Genomic DNA, 18,918 nt, shown 5'->3' with positions numbered 1-18,918 from the left:
GACATCCTCCCCGATTATGATGAATGAATGATTAAATCACTTAAGCGGAATTTTGTAATAAGGCCGATCTCAGAAAAAGCTTGAACCCATTCCTCCTGAGGTGAGCGCTCTACCCGTGCTTCAATGGCACTGATGATGTCATCTTTGTTTTTGCCACGAACTGCTAGAATAAAAGGGAACTGAAATTTATCCGTATACTTTCTATTAAGATCGTTTAGCAGATTGAACTCTTCCATTGTTAGCCGATCTAGTCCAGCCCCCTGCTGCTCCGATGCTGACAAAGGTGTAACTTGAAGCCTAGTCGCCAGATCTGGGTGAGCTTTTAATAGTCCCTCCATTCGGCTACGGTCTGCACTCAGTACGGTCTCCATCATTGTGCTATGCAGATGCTCTATTGAATGGAACGGGATCTGCTTATAAGCTTCCACTGCCACCCACGGCGAGTGTTCAAAAATCCCTCCCAGATGCTTCACAAACTCCGTTATGCTCATGGCATTTACTTCATCCAGCGTAAACTTGCATTCAGAAATGACCATCCACTCATCCCCCAATAGCTTTGTTAACCGCTCGCAAAATGCCTCCATATCCTGTACAGCGGCAAATGTTACCCGATAAAGCTTCTTCCACTTCGACCTGAGTAGGATGCGGGTTCTCATCCAGCAGGGCAACCACCGAGATGACCATCCCAGGTGTGCAATAACCGCATTGGAACCCGCCTTCTTCTAAAAAAGCACGCTGAACGGGATGTAGTCCCGCCTCACTAAGACCCTCAATCGTTGTAATTTTGGCACCTGAGCATTGATAGGCCATCGCCAGACATGAATTCACAGGGCGTCCATCCACCAGCACCATACAGGCTCCGCAGCGGCCAATCTCACAAGAGCGCTTCGTTCCAGTCAGCTCCAAATCTTCACGAATAACATCTAAAAGCCGGCGGGAAGGGGGAATCTCGGTGGATATCGCTTTACCATTAAGGTTACATCTGAAGGTGAACCTCTCTTCTGTAAAAGCTTCTTTAAATGATGCTGGATCAAGATTCTCTTCATTTAGATTCGAATTCGGATTAGTGTTCCGCATGGATATTCACCGCCTTTTGTGGAATAAACGGTGTAGACTGCAGCCATTCGGGATCAATGGGCAGCTTGGTTACCCGTTTCCCTACAGCCTGGAATATGGCTGATGCGACAGCCGGAGCTAAATTGACGGAACCCACCTCTCCGATACCGCGAGGACCGTACGTATCATGATCCGGTAAATCCTCTATCGGCTGCACTTGAATGCTGCCATTCATATCGGCAATGGTCGGCACCAAATAGGTGTCTAAATTTTTGGTGACATAGCTGCCGCCTGACATTACAGCATCCTCTGACAAGGTGAAGCCCACCGCCATACTGCTGCCACCTTCGATCTGCCCGAGGTACCCTTGCGGATTCGCCACCGGCCCCGCCGCTACCGTATGATATTGGTCCAGTACACGAACACGTCCTGTAAGCAGATTAACTTCCACCCGGACCGCAATGGCGGAATAGGTGTAAAGGAAATGCGCCCCCACTCTTTTAAAAGGCGTGGTTGGATAAGTGAACTTCGTATTACAGACAATGGGTTCTGAAATCCTCTCTGCCAGATCCTTGTATGTCAGAAGCAGACCACCGTCTTTTTGCCAAATGCCACCAGGGCCGAGCTTCATTTCATAGTCATCCAGCTCTGGCTTTATCGTCGCAGCTGCCTGCAATACTCGAGAGGTAAAGTCTGGACGTAGCCGTTTGAGAGCCATCCACATCATGCTAGTTGATCGTGAAGCCGTACTAGATCCGCTATCAGGTACAACATCCGTATCGCCAATGACGATGCTTATGTCCTCTGCTGCCAAGCCAAACTGTTCAATCAGCATTTGTTCCATGGTTGCAATTAAACCCTGGCCAAACTCCTCGTAACCAAAAACCGCCTCAATCTTGCCCTCTAGAGTCAGAGACAACCGACCACCCGCCGGATCGGGGATGCCATAACCAAGTCCTGCACCATGCATAGCTATCGCAGCACCCGTTCCGGTGACGATCCATGGTTCCACGAAGCCTGAGTCTTTGTCTGTATACGCTCCCTCAGTCACGAGAGGCGAATCAGCCAGCGCTTCCCACACCTGATAGGCTCCATCGGTCTGGGCAATCTCCTGACCTAATGGACCGAGATCACCGTATTTACGCAGATTGCGGCGGCGCATTTCCCACGGATCAATCTGTAATCGCTCTGCCAAACGATCGATTTGTCCTTCCAAAGCGAATATCGCCTGATTGCCGCCAAACCCGCGGAATTCACCGGACACACCGTTATTGGTGTATACAGCGAAGCCTTCCACATCCACATGATCGATGATATAAGGGCCCATTACATGTTCTGTTACGAAGTTAAGCACCTCCGCACCAAGCGTTGCGTAAGCTCCCGTATCCGAAATAATTCTGACCTGATGTGCCTTGATGATGCCTTCGTGGTCACAGCCAGTTTTCATGGTAATTTTCATAGGATGACGTTTAAGTCCAGCACGCACCGATTCAGCTCTCGAATTATGAAGTCGCACTGGACGGAGTGTTCGCATTGCAAGCAGCGCTCCGTATGGCTGTACATTCAGCTCGTCTTTTCCTCCAAAGGACCCTCCGATAGGACTCGAAATGACGCGGATATCTTCTTGAGGAATAGCCAGAATTCTGGATAGCTGCATCCGATCCATCAACCCATGTTGTGTAGCTGAATAAACGGTAAGCCGTCCGTTATCTTCGGGGATAAACAATCCACCCTCGGTCTCCATATAGGTGTGCATTTGACGCGGTGTATAGTAAGTCTCCTCTACCACATGGCAGCAATCCGTAAATACCGCTTCCGGCTCCCCCTTACGGTATTCCGTATGATGAAGTACATTTCCCTCAGCATGCAGCAGGACTGCGTCCGTCTTCATCGCCTCTTCCGGATTCTCCAGCAAAGGTAGAAGCTCATAATCCACTTCAATAAGGGATAGGGCATACTCCGCAATTTCATCTGTCTCAGCCGCTACTGCCGCAATCGCATCGCCGGTATAGCGCACACGGTCACTGCAAAACACTGGTTGATGCGGCAAAGCTATACCAAATCCATTAAGTCCGGGCACATCCTCGTGAGTAATAACAGCGTGTACACCCGGAACCTCCCTGGCCTTCTCAATTCGCACAGACAAAATACGGGCATGTGCCTGTTGACTGCGGAGCACGCGGCCGATTAACATTTCTTCCGCTCTCATGTCGGTCAAATACTGCAGCTTGCCGGATACCTTGCCCTCTCCGTCGGGCCGTGTACGCCAGCGGCTTCCGCTGGATTCCTTATTCAGCAGCATTTTCCCTCGCTCCTTTCGTGGGGGTCTCACCTCTTAGCTCCGCCTATTCATAACCTTCCAAAGCTCAGCTACAAGTAGGTTTCCAGCTGTTTTTTTCTTGTAGAGCTCTGTGGCAAAGGGATCACCATATGTCTCGAAGCTGTTCTCAACCACTTCATATAGAGCAGGCAGCAGCGAATCTGTATACACCTCATCTTCAAGCATAGCTTCAACTCTTCTTAGCCGCTGCGGACGCCCCGTCCCCCCGCCTGCTGCGATACGAACCTCACGAAAACGGTGTTCAGTATCGATCCATGCGGATATCGCTACCGTTACAAGTGAAGGGGTGAAAGCCTCCCTTCGGCCAACCTTACGAAAAATTTCAAATCTATCTGTTAATGGATTCTCTCGGCGAGCAGGTGATATACGAATCTCAGCCACTAGATCTGCCGCAGGTTTCATCCCACTCCAGTGATTGTTTAGCCATTCTGTCAACGGTAGTGTCGTCATAAATTTACCGTCAAAGGAAATCAACTCAGCGTCATATACCAGTAACGCGGGTAGAATATCACCGAAGCCAGAAGCGATATTGCCACCAAGCGTGGCTAGATTACGCACCGACGGAGCAGCTATGCAACGTGCGGCTTCTTGCAGCGCTGGAGCCACTGCCTGCAAATGCTCATTGCTGCGGCACTGAGAGAGCGGAACAAGAGCACCCAGGGACAAGTAGAATTCCGTTTGAGTAATATCAGCAAGACCTGAAATTTGCCGAAGATCAATCAGCTGTTTAGGTATAAGGGCTGTTCCACTTTCCCACCCTGTTCTCAGCAGTGTCCCTCCCGCGACATATCGGGCACTGTCCCCGAGCGCCATTTTCCTCTCCCAAGCTTCGTGCAGGCTGCGGGGCTGAATTACATCAGGTAGCCTTCCATCCTCTTCCCGTAAAACCCCCATACACTCCGCCTCCTTTTAAGCACATGATTACTGTCTCTCTACGCCTACGCTTTGCCTTAAAACCTTTGTTCCCGAATATAAGGAACTCCGAGTGATTCCGGTGTGCCGGATGGTTTATTGCGATTGCGATACCCTAGGTACATCAGGACTAGGATAGTCACAAGGTACGGTATCATTTTGAGAAAATAAGGCGGAACCGCACTGCCCAGCAGTTGAATGCGGAAGCCAAGCGAATCCAGTGCCCCGAAAAAGTATGCACAGAACAAGGCACGCAGCGGATTCCATCTGGCGAAAATCACAAGACCCACCGCAATCCATCCTCGACCTGCAGTTAGACCTTCATTCCAGGTTGGAGCGTAAGCCAAAACCATATCTGCTCCTGCCAGACCGATGAGGGCAGCACCGATGATCACATAGCTGTACCGGATAAGTTGTACCCGAATCCCCATCACGTCAGCGGTAGCCGGACTGTCTCCGACTGCCCGCAAATGCAGCCCCCAAGAAGTGCGGTGAATTAGCAGATGCAGAGCGAGCACTAGCAGCAGACTGAACCAGGTCAGGTAGTCCATATTACCGAATATTTTTCCGATAACCGGAACATTCTCCAGCCACACCAAATGCAGCTTAGGGGATGTTCCCGGCAAAGGAATGCCACTGATCGGTTTGCCCAGATAAGCGCTCAGTCCACTGCCGAACAGAGTCATCGCAAGACCGGACATCGTTTGATTTGCCCTTAAGGTCACGCTGAGAAAAGAATGAAGTAAACCAAGCACAGCCGTTATAGTTACGGTGGCCAGTAGAGCTAACAGCAGGTTTCCTGAGCGAATATACACGATACAAGTAGTGACTGCTCCCATCAGCATCAGCCCTTCAGCTCCAAGCTGTATAATGCCGGCTCGTTCGTTTAAAATGCCTCCAAGAGTAGCTAATAGCAGCGGGGTCCCTGCGGATATTGCGGCGATTAGGAGCTGTGTAGTAAAATCCATGGGTTATCTCCCCCCTTTCAGCTGAACCTTGCTACGGCGGATACGGAAACGATAAATCATATCGCCAGCAATCAGAAAAAACAGGATAGAGCCTTGCAGCATTTCCGAAATTGAGGAGGGTAGCCCAATGGTCTGAACACTGTATCCACCGACAATTAAGCCACCGAACAGGACGGAAGTAACGATTAGGCCGAGTGGGTTTAATTTGGCTAACCAAGCCACAATAATGGCGGTGTAGCCATAACCGGGAGAGATGCCTTGCATCAGCTTGTGAGTAACACCGGAGACCTCAGCCATTCCCGCTATACCAGCAAGCCCTCCACTGATCAGCATGACGATAATAATATGCCGCTTGATATGAATGCCGGCGTATCTGGCAGCCACAGGATTGGCCCCAATCAGACGAAGCTCATAACCCCACTTGGTGAAACGAATCATCAAGTAATAAATCACAACAGCGATAAGTCCAAATAACAATCCGATATGCAATCTCGTACTTCCGAGAACAGGCAGAGACTGAGCCGAAGTAAACATTGGCGATCCGGGGAAATTAAACCCTTTAGGATCTTTCCAAGGTCCGAATACCACATAATCGAGTGCCAATAAAGCAACATAATTCAGCATCAATGAAGTAATCAGCTCATTCACGCCAAAATGCGTCCGGGGGATAGCAGTGAGTAGCCCCCAAATCGCTCCTGCCGCAATGCCGAACAGCAGCATTAAGGCTAGAGACCAGAATGAAGATAAATCAGGAAAATAAATCGTGACTGCGGTAGCTGCCATAGCACCAACGGTTAACTGCCCTTCTGCTCCAATATTCCATACAGAAATGCGGTAAGCCACAGCAATCCCAAGCCCACATAGGAGTAGCGGGATCGCTTTAACCATCGTTTCAGTGAGCCCATACGCTGTGCCAAATGCGCCACGGAACATTTTTTCATAGACCAGCACCGGATTCATCCCATTCGCTGCGATAAATAGGGCACACAGTAATAACGCTAGAATTATAGATACAATAGGGGTCCACCAAGGCGAACGGATGCGGCTGGCATCGTATTCCAAACGCAGAGAGAATCGTTTCCCGGAGTGGGAGGGAAGGGGTTCTAGTACAACTGCTGCGGTATTTCTTCCATTCTCCAGGCTCATACGGCGCTCTCCTCTCTGTTATGAATACCAGCCATTAGCAGTCCGATGCTTTCTCGATTCGCTTCCTCATGCGTACTCTCACCAATAATTGAGCCGCCATAGATCACTAGAATCCGGTCAGACAACTGAAGTAATTCATCTAAATCCTCCGAAATTAACAGCACGCCACTACCTGAACCGCGCAGCTCCATAAGAAGGTCGTGAACACCAGCCGTGGCGCCTACATCCAGCCCTTGTGTCGGATGAACGGCGACCATCAGCTTCGGCCGATGGCTGATCTCACGTGCAAACAGCAGCTTCTGCTGATTACCGCCTGACAATTGCTGTACTGGCGTATCCAGCTCAGGTGTTTTGACATTAAAGCGCTGGACCAGCTCCTCTGACCACGAACGGTTCTTCGCAGACTTCAGGAAACCATATTTAGAGTGCTCCACTGAGCGATATGATTTGAATAAAAGATTATCTACCGATCCGAGACGTCCGGCTAAACCGCTCTTCATCCGGTTCTCCGGAACATGAGAGATTCCCAAATCAATTGCCCCTCTTACCGAAGCAGATTTCACCGTGTTTCCATCAAAAGTAATCTCACCACTTTTCCAGCCCCTGAGACCTGTTAACACTTCGGCCAGTTCCTTTTGCCCATTGCCAGCTACCCCAGCTACGCCAACAATCTCTCCTTTGCACACATTCAGCGAGAAATGATCTAACGCTTTTCGTCCATGATCGGCATATACGTCCAAGCCCTTCACTTCTAACAGAGAGTCTCCCTCGGTGGCCTCCCGTTCTTGCCGGGTAATAGTTATTTCTTTACCCACCATTAGGCGAGCCAGCTCCATTTCATCCGTATCCGCCGCGGTCAGCGTAGCGATCATTTTTCCTTTGCGCATGACGGAAATCCGATCGGAGGAAGCCATAACCTCTTTCATTTTATGAGTCGTCATGATGACCGTCTTTCCAGCCTGCTTCATGACCCGCAGCGTTTCAAATAACTGCTCCACCTCCCCCGGGGTTAGCACAGAGGTCGGCTCATCCAGAATAATAATGTCAGCCCCTCGATACAGCGTCTTAACGATTTCAACACGCTGCTGTTCACCAACGGACAGCTGCCAAATCGGACGATCCACCGGGAAATTCAATCCAAACCGTTCTGCTAAAGCCTCTATTTCTTTGCGTTTGTTCTTCATCCACTTACGCCCACGCCAGAAAGACGACTTTTCGCCAAGCACGATATTTTCCGCAGCAGTGAGACTTTGCACCAGCCTAAAGCTCTGAAACACCATACCTACACCAAGCTGGGCTGCATCTTTAGGAGAACGGATGTGAGCAGCTTTTCCATGAATGAGGATTTCTCCTTCATCTGCTCTGTACACCCCTGACAGCATGCTCATCACTGTACTTTTTCCTGCCCCATTCTCCCCAAGCAGTGCATGAATCTCCCCCGCATTTGCCGAAAAGTCGACTTGATCACTGGCGGTTACCGAGCCGAATTTCTTCACAATTCCCCGCATTTCAACTGAAGTTTCCCGCATGGTCTGCCCCCCTCCTTCCTTCAAGTTGTAGTACGGGTGGGGAAGTTCCCACTTCATGGAATCCGCCCCACCCATAGATCGTGTACATTTTTTTAGTATGGTTACAAATTATTGCGGGATAGTTCCTTCCACACCTTTTACAAGCCAATTCATACCCAGCACTTCCTCCAAGGTCAGCTTTTGGCCATCTTGAACCTTCACATTTCCTTGGTTATCTGAGATCGGGCCTGTGAAAACCTCAAGCTCACCAGTGATGATCTTGGATTTAGCGTCCTCGACAAGCTTTTTCACATCATCTGGTATTTTGTTCCCGAAAGGAGCCAGCTCAACCATGCCGTCAGCCATATCGCCGGAATATTGCTCGCTTTTCCACGTTCCGTCCATCACTGCTTGCACTGCTTTTACGTAATAAGGACCCCAATTCCATACTGGATTGGTTAAATAATTATCCGGAGCGTATTTACTCATATCCGAATCATTCCCCCCGGCAAAAGCTCCACGTTCAGCAGCAGCCTGTAGTGTCGCAGGTGAATCCTGATAGGCCAAAAGCACATCTGCTCCTTTATCCAGCAAGCTGATTGCCGCTTGACGTTCGGTCGTGGGGTCATACCATGTATTCGTCCAAACCACGTTCACCTTCACATCAGGATTGACGCTTTGTGCGCCAAGGGTAAAAGCATTCAAGTTATAAATCACTTCGCTGATCGGAAAAGCACCGACATAACCTAGCTGATTGTTTTTGGTCATTTTCCCTGCCGCAATACCGCTCAAATAACTGGCTTGATAATTCTTTCCGAAGTAAGTCCCCATGTTCTCTGCGGTTTTGTAACCAGAAGCATGCAGAAACTTCACATTAGGAAATTTCCCCGCTACATTCAATGTAAAATCCATATATCCGAAGCTCGTTGTAAACACGATGTCGTGTGATTGTGCAAGCTCTGTGATGATTCGTTCAGCATCGGCACTTTCCGGGACATTTTCTACAAAGTCGGCTTTAATTCCAAGCTCCTTCTCCATATACTGCCGTCCTTGATCATGTTGGTAGGTGTATCCGCCATCCCCTGGAGGTCCGATATACACAAAAGCAACCGTCGGTTTCTTAACAGCCGGCTCTGTAGTTGCAGTTGCCTCTGTTGCCGTCGTTGTTGTCGCTCCTGCCTCTGTCGCTTTTGCATTTGAAGAATTATTATTATTGCTCCCACACCCCACCAAAACCACTGTCATCAGAACCATTAATGCAAGACAAGATGTTATGAACTGACCCCTTTTTTTCATAATTCTCCTCCTCCAAATCATCTCTCATCATGGCTGCAACCATTAATGTACTTCTACTATACTTAGAGGCGGCTCTTGCGTAAATTTATATAACATACGTTTGTGTTTGATGATAAGAATCAGCACTTTTTTTGTGTGTAATGCACTAATAGGTTTATGGATAAGGATTTTATATGTCACATTATATGACTCAATGTGGGGAAGGAACACTTTTTCGATCAATTTTTCGATTACTTTCTATTTTCCGTTCCTCAGCATCCATCGCTCCTGAATCTCACCAAAATCCTCTTCAGTATCAGCATCCATGAAATAGTGGGCGGAGTCAGACTCCAGAACAATCCCTTTATAATCAGGTGATCGCAATATCGCCGCCGCTCCACGATCCCCATCCAATCCCTGTAGCGCTGGAAACAGCGCTTTTGAGAACAAAGCAGGGGGCATAGCCGACCCATCGCTGACACTAGCTACATAATCCATCTCCGGAGATTGTTCAAACGTTTGTATTAGACGATTTACTAATGCCGTAGTAATAAAAGGCTGATCCGCTAGAGCCACAACTACTGCATCCGGCTGCAAAGGCAGCACAGCATTAAGTCCGCAGCGAAGAGAAAAAGACAATCCTAAGTGTGCGGTTAAACAAGTTTCGGTACGTCTAGTTCCTTGCGGCTCAATCGCTGGTGGCAGCCATTCCAAGTTGTCATCCGCACGTACTACCACGATAAGCGGCTCAAGATTACAGCGATCCAATTCACTAAGCGCGACGCTCCCGAGTGAGACCTCCTGTGACAATTTCAGTGAAACCTTGGACACGCCCATCCGCCTGCTCTGCCCTGCTGCCAAATATATTCCTGCTACTTTCAAAACTATCCACTCCTTTAGGCAGCTCTCGTAAGCCCGCCCTTCTAATTTGAATGATTTCTGCAATAATACTGACCGCAATCTCCTCGGGACCTTCTCCACCGATAGGTAACCCTACAGGTGCATATAAAAAAGCAGGGACCTCAAGCCCTTCCAGCAAAAGAGCGATCCGCGCCTTTGAACCAATAACTCCAATGTATAGCGGAGCTTGCGGAATCACACTCTCTAGGAACTGTTTATCCCTCCCAATTTGGTGACTACAAATCAGCACATAATCCTCCTGAGCTACACCCAAGCGTTCAACAACCTCCGTTGGGGAACAAATAATCCGTTCAGCGTGAGGAAACTCATTTTGCAGACTCCCTTCACGCCAATCTGCTATCACAACCCGAAAGCCGACTCTGTTAGCAAGCTCAGCAATCGGAACCACATCACGTCCCCCACCAAAAATCACAAGTCGCGGTTTGGGCACAAAGCATGTATGAAATGCTGTCAATTCAGCTCGGGCGGCCATAAAGCGACCTGTCGCCATGCTTTCTTTTGCCAAGTAGGATAATTTCGGATGTTTCTTGTTCTGCGATAGTGGAATATCAGTATCCAGCTCTAACTTATAGTCAAAACCTCTCCCAACTGCATCACGGAATAAGACCAGCCTCTCTCCCGCAGAAAGTCTGTCACTCGCCTGCACCAACAGCTCTTGCAACTCTCCTTGCACGGGTTCAAGCACCACTTTGATTTTGCCACCGCAGCCGACAGTCTCACCCCATGACAGATCATCTGGAGACAACATATTGTATTCCACAATCTCCGGCAGCCCTCGCTCCCAAATCTCAGAGGTACGTAGCTGCAGATCGCTTTCCAGACACCCTGGACTTAGACTTCCAATCGTGCCGCCTTCAAAAAACAGCATCACTGCCCCGGGTTTACGATACGAATGCCCCTCCACTTCTATCAGCGTTGCCAGCACCGCAGGCGCCTTATGGGTTTGAATATGCATTGCGATGTCATGTGTATTCACGAGGCTCCCTCCTCCGTGTTTGCATTTCAACCCATACCTCAGTCCCGCCCAAGCATCCTCCGAAACATGAACACTAGCTTAAGCCTCATTAGATCATTTATTTTTTTAAAATCGACATCCAGTAGCTCACTAAGCTTCTCGATCCGGTAGGTGGCTGTGTTCCGATGAATAAACAGCTTTTTAGCCGTCTCATTGACATGACCATCGTTCTCTAGATAAACCTCCAGCGTCCGCAGCATTTCTCTGACATACTCCGGCTCGCGGCTGAGCAGTCCCCTAAGGGTTCCGTTGCAATATTTCTCCATAACTTCTGTCGGGATTTGCCCGAGAAGCAGGGTAAGCTCAAGCTGCCGATAATGCACAACACTTCCATGTACGCCCCCGTGCTGAAGCACTCCCATGCATTCCTTCACCTCTGCAAAAGCTTCCCTCAGCCCATCCGCCTTCGTTTTACAACTACTAATCGCAGCACGAGGATAATACCCCTTATCAAACTTCAGATTGTCAAAACAAGCTTGGACTAGCTCCTGAAATTGTTCAGGACTCTGACGATCTCCCGGATAGATGGACAATAATCCTTGATCAACGATCACATGAATTCCCTTTAATTCCCTCAGCACAGGGTGCTCGTTGTATTCTTCTTTTAATCTAAGCAGCTCACTCTGGCGTTCCTCACCGGTTGCAGCAGTATCGGTTAATATCAGCCGAAACGGCGACAGAAGCAGTTCAATCTCCAAGCTGAGCGCAGCCTGGGCTAGATCCGTGTAGGTTAAATGCCCACTCAAGCAACGCCTAAGTAATCTACTAAACTCCCTGTGTTCCGACTGTTCGAAATAATCCTCGTAGCCTGAATGAATATGATATGAAATAAGTTCAGCACCCTGAACAAATAAGCTCTCTTCCACAGGAAGCAATAAAGGATCGATGGAACAATACAATAGATATCCGGAGCACTTTTCTCCTTGCATTAGTGGAGTACGATAACCCGTCTGATTTTCTACACGAAAGCGATGATTCCGTTTCTGCCATGGCCACCCTTCCAGTAGCTGTGAGGGCTGATATTCTGAGTTGTTGTAGATCACATCCCCGCGTGCGCTAACCACCACAAGTGAATGGCCAATTACTTCAGACACTGAATCAAACAACTGACGGCTACGGACGGACCGCAAAGCGAATTGCATCAGCTTTTTCTGCTTCTCCATAATGCTCTGCAGAACATGAGTACTGCGGCTAAGCTCGGCGCGGAACAGACCATTCATCTGATCCGAAAAAGTGAACTGAAACGGTAACTGGATTAAAGGGAAGTTAAGACTCTCCGCTTCAGCAATCAATTGCACCGGTACCTCATCCCAAAATCGCCCCAACTTAATACCCAAGGCCGAAGATCCCCTGCGATTCAATGTCTGCAGCAAAGCAGAGGCATCCTCCAGATTGTCCTTAATTAAATAGGCTGTCGTAAGCAGCATTTCACCTTCTTTGATCCAGTCCGAAATATCGGGTGCATCCATCACATTTATCGACTTCACAATTCGATGCTTCCCCTTGGACCCCGCAATAAGCTTCGCCTCGGACAAAGGATAAATGGACAACGCTTCTTCAACCGTAAGATGCATGCCATCCCTCCTTTTTAGGATCAATCAAACCATTCCTGATCTTTTAATGTTATTTTATGTAACATTATAATTAAAATGAACCTGATTGAATAGAGAAAAATTAAATTTATATGTTTATTATGTAAATAAACTTAACATATGGTTGCATCACTGATTAATTATTTGTCTTTAGTTCACATCACTTGTGCAGGTAGTATAATTAGATCGGACTAAATACACGATGGATTCGGAGGAGATCTTTTGAGTAAAAAGCAAGTGTTTACAGGTTCAACCTGGGAGTCGGTAGTTGGCTATTCTCGCGCCATTCGAATCGGCAATCGTATCGAAGTCGCAGGAACAACCGCTATGCAAGACGGGGAAGTGGTCGGTGTAGGAGATCCTTATGCGCAGACGAAATTCATTCTACACACCATCGAAAAAGCGCTAAACCAGCTAGATGCTGATTTGTCGCATGTGATAAGAACAAGAATGTTCGTGACAGACATTTCCCGCTGGGAAGAGGTCGGCAAAGCACACGGCGAATTCTTCAAAGACATTCAGCCTGTAGCAACCATGGTTGAGGTAAAGGCACTCATCGATCCACTACTGCTAGTAGAAACAGAAGTCGAAGCATTCGTAGAATAGATTTCGTACGGGGCATGGGCACGAGGCACGGGGCACGGGGCACGAGGCACGGGGCACGGAGCATGAGGCATCTTCTTTAAGGAAGGTGCTTTGTTGTTTTTCAGAATAAAATATGATATTTCCTGAATTTCTGCATTCTGGTGCATTTATACACCCCTTTCAGGTTATATCTCCGGTTTTTTTCCTGCATTCTGGTGCATTTATACACCTCTTTCAGACTATATCGCCGGTTTTCCTGCATTCTGGTGCATTTATACACCTCTTTCCGGCTATATCGCCGTTTTCCCTGCATTCTGGTGCATTTATACACCTCTTTCCGGCTATATCGCCGTTTTCCCTGCATTCTGGTGCATTTATACACCTCTTTCCGGTTATATCGCCGGATTTCCTGCTTTCTGGTGCATTTATACACCTCTTTCCGGCTATATCGCCGGAATTCCTGCATTCTGGTGCATTTATACACCTCTTTCAGGCTATAGCGCCGGAACTCCTGCATTCTGGTGGATTTTTACACCTCTTTCCGCTGATATCGCCGGAATTCCGAAGTCCTGAGGCATTTTGGCCGTTCAGTTTATCTACATGAGTCAATTTCCTGCATTCTACGAAATTTATACCGTTCTTTTTCATCACATGGAGGTATTTACTAAACCGCTAGTCTTATGCCAACATTTGGGCGCTGTATTTTTCTTTTTACTCTAACGCACCGTTATTGAACCCACTTCGTCACGTTGAGATCTTTTGTTTTCAAAACCAATTTCACCTATCATCTCAAAACCATCAAGAACCATTAAGAACCATTATCTCAAGACCGCCGCCACACCTCCTTCACCCATGTGAGTAACCGATGATCCTGACCATGTCCTGCGATAACGGACAATCCCAACGGTGCCCCATTTGTTGAGCGCATGGGTAATGTCACTTGTGGCAGGCCTGCCAGTCCAGCTATACAGCTCAACATCATCGCCCCACTACGATTCTCCTCCAATTGACTCAAATCCCCTCCACGCAGTGGCGCTGGACCAGGTACTGTCGGAATCACAAGACAATTATCTTCTCCCATCAGATCGCGTAATTGGGCAGAAATTTCCTTACGCTTATTCTGAGCGATACTATGGTCCTTGCCCGCTAAACTGGCAGCCCAAGAGAACCGCGCTGCAATATCAGGCCCAAAGACTGGTTTTACCTTCTCAATCCAGGCGCTATGCGTTGCCCATATTTCACTACCTTGCAGCTCTCGAAAAATATCCATCCAGATCTTCAAACCTTCGGGAGCTATTATAGTATCGAGGGTATGATAGGCACCGTTTCGTAAGTGGTTCAGTCCATCTGTTAGAATATCCACATCCTTTGGAGCGACCAACTCCCAACAGTCCGTAGCAACAAATAATGTTTTCATTTTTTCTTGTAAACTTTCCACTTTAGCCTTCTGTGAATTACTCTCCAGTCCCTTCTTCACCTTTTTTTCCGCACCATTTTCTATACTCTCTAAATTTTTCTCTATCCTAGTTTCTAAACTCATCTCTATACTCTCTAAATTTTTCTCTACCCTAGTTTCTAAACTCATATCTATACTCTTCTCTAGATTTCCCTGTTCCTCCATGCTTCTCGTTTCTTCTTCAACCATGCTCCCGGTACCAAGCAAAACCTCCCCAACCTTCTGGAGTACATCGATACGGTCAGCCATCCAACCTACCGTATCAAATTCCGGCGACAATGGAATCACACCTTCTAAATCCACAGCACCATGCGTCGGTCGAAAGCCATATACGCCGCAATAAGCAGAAGGGACGCGAATAGAACCACCTGTGTCTGTTCCAAGTGCAAAATCAACACTGCCAGAGGCTACCGCTACTGCCGATCCACTAGAAGAACCACCTGGGATACAACCTGCAGCACTTGGATTTATCGGCGTTCCATAATGATGGTTCTCACCACCCAGACTGTACATTAGCTCATCCGTATGAGTTGCTCCTTGAAGCGTCGCTCCCGATTGAAGCAGCTGACGCACTACTGCCGCATGTTCTGAAGGCGGATTGTGGCTCCGCAGCCAATCTGGGTTGCCTGCGCTAGAACAATGTCCAGCCACCGCATATACATCCTTCACCGCAAAGGTAAGTCCGTCCAATATCCCGTTTCCTAAATTCCCGACTGTTAGTTCGGGATCTATAAACGCACCATACCGATTATCCAGAACCATAGCTCCATCCTCCTCCCGTCACCATTCCTTATAAAATCTTAAACATCCCATCTCTGATCTTAGTCACCTCTCCTAAACTCTCATTCATACCTCTCTAATCAACACTTCTAAATTCTTAATCATTTAGTCTAAAAACTTTTCGTGACGCTAAATTAAGATCTCTTATGCTACTTATCCAAGAAACTTTTCAGTAAACCCTTTCTCCGAAATAACAGGAGGACGAAATTAGGCGTACGAGATAAGTAAGGTTTGGCTTAACGTCTAGCTTAAGACTTGGCTCTAGGGCGTAGGTCGAAGGCTTAGTACGGATCTTTAAATTGAATCTTTAATTCAAATCTTCAGTTCAAGTCTTTAGAAAAATACCTTTAACTCCCCCTCTGAGAACCTACATCCAAACGCACAAAGCTTTCTCCCATCCCTTTCACTCTCCAGCCTATGTCCTACCTCCATCCCGAACTCTAGCTACTCTCATCCCACCCTACCAACCAATCGCCGCGCCATCGCAGCGCGGGTCCGTCCCTCCACTACGATATCCATTGTCATCTATCGAAATTGCGTGGGCATGACCCACGATCCCGTCATATGCGTCCAGTTTCCGGACTATATGACCGGCTCCCGCCAGACCTGCCAGCACGTCATCTGCTACCCGTCCCTCCACCTTCAGCTCCTGCGTAAGCTCCCCCCAGGTTCTCCCCCATACAAAACGCGGTTCACTTATAGCCGTCTGAGGATTCATTCCATAATGCAGCATTCTTGTAAGGAGCAGCGTTTGAGTCTGAGGCTGACCTTCGCCCCCTTGTGTACCATACAAAATCGCTGGTTTGCCCTCTCGGCAGGCCATGGCTGGCATCAGGGTGTGGAAGCTGCGCTTATGCGGCTCAAGTGTATTGATATGACTCGGATCAAGCGAGAAAAATGAACCCCGATTCTGCAGCAGAATCCCGGTATTCCCAGCTACCACACCGGAGCCAAACTCAAAATACAGACTTTGTATAAAAGAGACCGCATTCCCCTCCTCGTCCACAACCGCAGCATATGCAGTATCACTCCCGATGGGCTGACTTGTCAGCTGTGCCGCTTTTTGCATCGAGATCGTAGAGGCCAGTTGCCCTGCATAGTTCTTATCCAGCAGCCGCACCAAAGGAATAGCACTGAAATCAGGATCTGTAAGCACTCTATCCCGATCGCGAAAACTCAGCTTAAGCGCCTCAACAAGCAGGTGATAATATTCATAAGAGCCATGCTCGATTTCTCCGAAATTAAAATACTCCAATAAATTAAGACTCATCAATCCCGTAAATCCTTGTGAATTTGGCGGCACTTGATACACCGTATGCCCGTGATATTCCGTATGAATCGGCTCGACCCAATCCCCCTGATGATCCGCAAAGTCATCCCGTGTGAGATAACCCCCAGCTGCCAGCATATAATCACATATATCTTCAGCGATCTTTCCCTTATAAAAAGCATCCCGTCCATCCGCAGCCAGCGTCCGCAGTGTTACAGCCAGTTGTGTCTGCTGAAATCTCGACCCAGCAGATACAACCCCTCCGCCCGGCATGTAAATCGCAGATGCCTCTGCCGACAATGCCGCTCCAGCAAGCAGAGTATTATTCCGCTGATCCGGCGACATCGGAAACCCGCCCTGAGCATAGCCGATGGCTGGCTCCAGCACCTCCGCTAGCGTTAAACGGCCATACTTACTCAGCATAGCATCCCAGCTATCCACCATCCCCGGCACGGTGATGGCACTACGAATCCCTCGCCTAGGAATGGCATTCTCGCCAGTAAAGCAACTTCTGCGAACTCCGTAACCCGACCGTCCACTTCCGTTATAAGCCCGAACACAAGCCTCCTGCTTGTTATAGGTCAACCAGAACGAATCCCCGCCAAGCCCTGTCATATGTGGGTAGACTACGGCCAACGTCGCACTAATCGCCACTGCCGCATCATAGGCATTCCCCCCTTTTTCCAACACGCGCGCACCCGCAGCCGAAGCTAAATAATGGGGGCTGACGACCATCGTTTTTGTGCCTATTACGGGTTTCTCCGCCATGTTCCCCATCTCCCTATAAACTTCTCGCTTAATTAATGTCATTTAACATTACATAAAAAACCCTTGTCAATCGATTACGCCAAACCGCAAAATAACCATCCTCTTTTTGTGTCCCATGCACAAAGATTAGTTAATCGCTAGTCAACCTCGTAGCTTCACACATATGAATTGTATAAAATGAGCTCTAAAAACAAGGGGAGGTCTCATGTGATATTCATCCATAACGACTATGTACAATTAGCTATCGCCATGTTCAGAACTGGAATTGTTGGCTATGGAGGAGGACCTTCCGTGATTCCATTGATCCGGCATGATGCGGTAACTCGCTACACTTGGCTAAGTGATGATGAATTCGGAGAGACATTGGCGATTGCCAACGCACTACCCGGACCTATTGCCACCAAAATGGCGGCCTATCTCGGGTATAAACTTCGAGGAGTTAAAGGGGCTATTCTTTCGGTACTGGCACATATTTTACCTAGCTGCATGGCCATGATCTTCCTGTTGTCTGCTGTAAATTATTTAAGTGGCTCGAAGGTAGTCGCTGGAATGATCGCGGGGGTATCCCCTGTCATCGCTGTCATGTTAGGAATAATGGCATATGAGTTTGCGCAAAAAGCCTATAAAGGGCTAGGGAAATTTCTCAGCATAGCCTTCACCCTACTCGCATTACTCCTGTTACAAATATTTAAAATACATCCAGCTATCGTAATTGTACTTTTCCTTGGTTACGGAGCATTTCATTACCGGATCATTGCGAAGAAACAACAAGGAGGATCAAGCTGATGGACTGGTTAGAGCTCATATACGGATTTTTCATGGCTAATCTGCTTGGTTATGGCGGCGGTCCTTCCTCTATTCCGCTGATGTATCAAGAAATCGTTCCCCATTACGGCTGGCTAACCGATGAACAATTCTCCAACATGCTTGCACTAGGCAACGCCTTACCTGGCCCGATTGCTACCAAAATCGCAGCTTATGTTGGCTATGATGTCTACAGCTGGATTGGACTAATTCTGGCATTATTAGCGACCGTACTCCCCTCCGCAGCAGCGCTTATTATCCTGTTAGAGGTCATGCAAAAATACAAGCAATCCCCCGTAGTGAAAGGGATGACATTGCTTGTTCAACCGGTCATTGCTGTTATGATGGCTGTGCTCACTTGGACAATGGCGAAAGGTCCTGCAGACTCTATCGGAATCTGGCAAACACTGCTCATTGCCGTAATCGCATTCTTTGCCATAAAGCGGCTTAAGCTGCATCCTGCGTTAGTCATCTTAGCCGCTTTTGCCTATGGTGGTCTGGTACTGCGCTACACTGTCTAA

16 protein-coding genes are annotated in these 18,918 nt (G+C 48.1%); 3 read left to right on the top strand and 13 right to left on the bottom strand.

The features are described 5' to 3' along the window. Positions 1–14 precede the first annotated feature (14 nt). From uraD to NSU15_RS06965, 11 genes are all read right to left on the bottom strand, one after another. Positions 15–536, bottom strand: coding sequence for a 2-oxo-4-hydroxy-4-carboxy-5-ureidoimidazoline decarboxylase (gene uraD / locus NSU15_RS07015; RefSeq protein ID WP_339289729.1), 522 nt, complete (start codon positions 534–536; stop codon positions 15–17). A 4-nt stretch (positions 537–540) separates the two neighbouring features. After that, the gene (locus tag NSU15_RS07010; protein WP_339289728.1) at positions 541–1,077 is read right to left on the bottom strand and encodes a (2Fe-2S)-binding protein; all 537 of its coding nucleotides are present in this window, start codon (positions 1,075–1,077) and stop codon (positions 541–543) included. Then, complete coding sequence (gene pucD, locus NSU15_RS07005) at positions 1,064–3,358, bottom strand: xanthine dehydrogenase subunit D (RefSeq protein WP_339289727.1); 2,295 nt, start codon at positions 3,356–3,358, stop codon at positions 1,064–1,066. Before pucD ends, NSU15_RS07010 begins: the two co-directional genes overlap by 14 nt. Before the next feature lie 33 nt (positions 3,359–3,391). Further along, the gene (locus NSU15_RS07000; protein WP_339289726.1) at positions 3,392–4,291 is read right to left on the bottom strand and encodes an FAD binding domain-containing protein; all 900 of its coding nucleotides are present in this window, start codon (positions 4,289–4,291) and stop codon (positions 3,392–3,394) included. A 56-nt stretch (positions 4,292–4,347) separates the two neighbouring features. Further along, on the bottom strand, positions 4,348–5,277 hold the full coding sequence (locus NSU15_RS06995) for an ABC transporter permease (RefSeq protein ID WP_339289725.1): 930 nt from the start codon (positions 5,275–5,277) through the stop codon (positions 4,348–4,350). 3 nt (positions 5,278–5,280) lie between these two features. Beyond that, positions 5,281–6,423 carry an ABC transporter permease gene (locus NSU15_RS06990; protein ID WP_339289724.1) on the bottom strand — a complete coding sequence of 381 codons (1,143 nt, stop codon included), beginning with the start codon at positions 6,421–6,423 and terminating at the stop codon, positions 5,281–5,283. Continuing rightward, positions 6,420–7,952, bottom strand: coding sequence for an ABC transporter ATP-binding protein (locus tag NSU15_RS06985; RefSeq protein ID WP_339289723.1), 1,533 nt, complete (start codon positions 7,950–7,952; stop codon positions 6,420–6,422). The genes NSU15_RS06990 and NSU15_RS06985 overlap by 4 nt, the downstream gene beginning before the upstream one ends. A gap of 108 nt (positions 7,953–8,060) precedes the next feature. Further along, positions 8,061–9,227: a BMP family ABC transporter substrate-binding protein gene (locus tag NSU15_RS06980; protein ID WP_339289722.1), complete on the bottom strand. Its 1,167-nt coding sequence runs from the start codon at positions 9,225–9,227 to the stop codon at positions 8,061–8,063. A gap of 237 nt (positions 9,228–9,464) precedes the next feature. Further along, positions 9,465–10,037, bottom strand: coding sequence for an NTP transferase domain-containing protein (locus tag NSU15_RS06975; RefSeq protein WP_339289721.1), 573 nt, complete (start codon positions 10,035–10,037; stop codon positions 9,465–9,467). Next, positions 9,979–11,103, bottom strand: a complete 1,125-nt coding sequence (locus NSU15_RS06970; protein ID WP_339289720.1) for an XdhC family protein — start codon at positions 11,101–11,103, stop codon at positions 9,979–9,981. The genes NSU15_RS06975 and NSU15_RS06970 overlap by 59 nt, the downstream gene beginning before the upstream one ends. Before the next feature lie 38 nt (positions 11,104–11,141). Next, positions 11,142–12,716 carry a PucR family transcriptional regulator gene (locus NSU15_RS06965; protein WP_339289719.1) on the bottom strand — a complete coding sequence of 525 codons (1,575 nt, stop codon included), beginning with the start codon at positions 12,714–12,716 and terminating at the stop codon, positions 11,142–11,144. A gap of 240 nt (positions 12,717–12,956) precedes the next feature. On the opposite strand from NSU15_RS06965, the gene NSU15_RS06960 reads away from it, so the two are divergent. Beyond that, the gene (locus tag NSU15_RS06960; RefSeq protein WP_339289718.1) at positions 12,957–13,340 is read left to right on the top strand and encodes a RidA family protein; all 384 of its coding nucleotides are present in this window, start codon (positions 12,957–12,959) and stop codon (positions 13,338–13,340) included. A gap of 802 nt (positions 13,341–14,142) precedes the next feature. Here NSU15_RS06960 and NSU15_RS06955 read toward each other — a convergent pair. Together NSU15_RS06955 and ggt are read right to left on the bottom strand one after the other, a co-directional pair. Then, on the bottom strand, positions 14,143–15,537 hold the full coding sequence (locus NSU15_RS06955; protein ID WP_339289717.1) for an amidase family protein: 1,395 nt from the start codon (positions 15,535–15,537) through the stop codon (positions 14,143–14,145). Between the two features lie 478 nt (positions 15,538–16,015). Next, the gene (gene ggt / locus NSU15_RS06950) at positions 16,016–17,593 is read right to left on the bottom strand and encodes a gamma-glutamyltransferase (protein WP_339289716.1); all 1,578 of its coding nucleotides are present in this window, start codon (positions 17,591–17,593) and stop codon (positions 16,016–16,018) included. 207 nt (positions 17,594–17,800) lie between these two features. Here ggt and NSU15_RS06945 point away from each other — a divergent pair, with 207 nt between their 5' ends. Both NSU15_RS06945 and NSU15_RS06940 read left to right on the top strand, forming a co-directional pair. Beyond that, positions 17,801–18,379: a chromate transporter gene (locus NSU15_RS06945; protein ID WP_339289715.1), complete on the top strand. Its 579-nt coding sequence runs from the start codon at positions 17,801–17,803 to the stop codon at positions 18,377–18,379. Then, positions 18,379–18,918: a chromate transporter gene (locus NSU15_RS06940; protein WP_339289714.1), complete on the top strand. Its 540-nt coding sequence runs from the start codon at positions 18,379–18,381 to the stop codon at positions 18,916–18,918. The genes NSU15_RS06945 and NSU15_RS06940 overlap by 1 nt, the downstream gene beginning before the upstream one ends.

This window comes from Paenibacillus sp. FSL E2-0201 (assembly GCF_037963325.1).
Classification (GTDB): domain Bacteria; phylum Bacillota; class Bacilli; order Paenibacillales; family Paenibacillaceae; genus Paenibacillus_AQ.
Note: the sequence above shows the minus strand (reverse complement) of the source record. Positions and strands in the feature narration are given on the sequence as shown.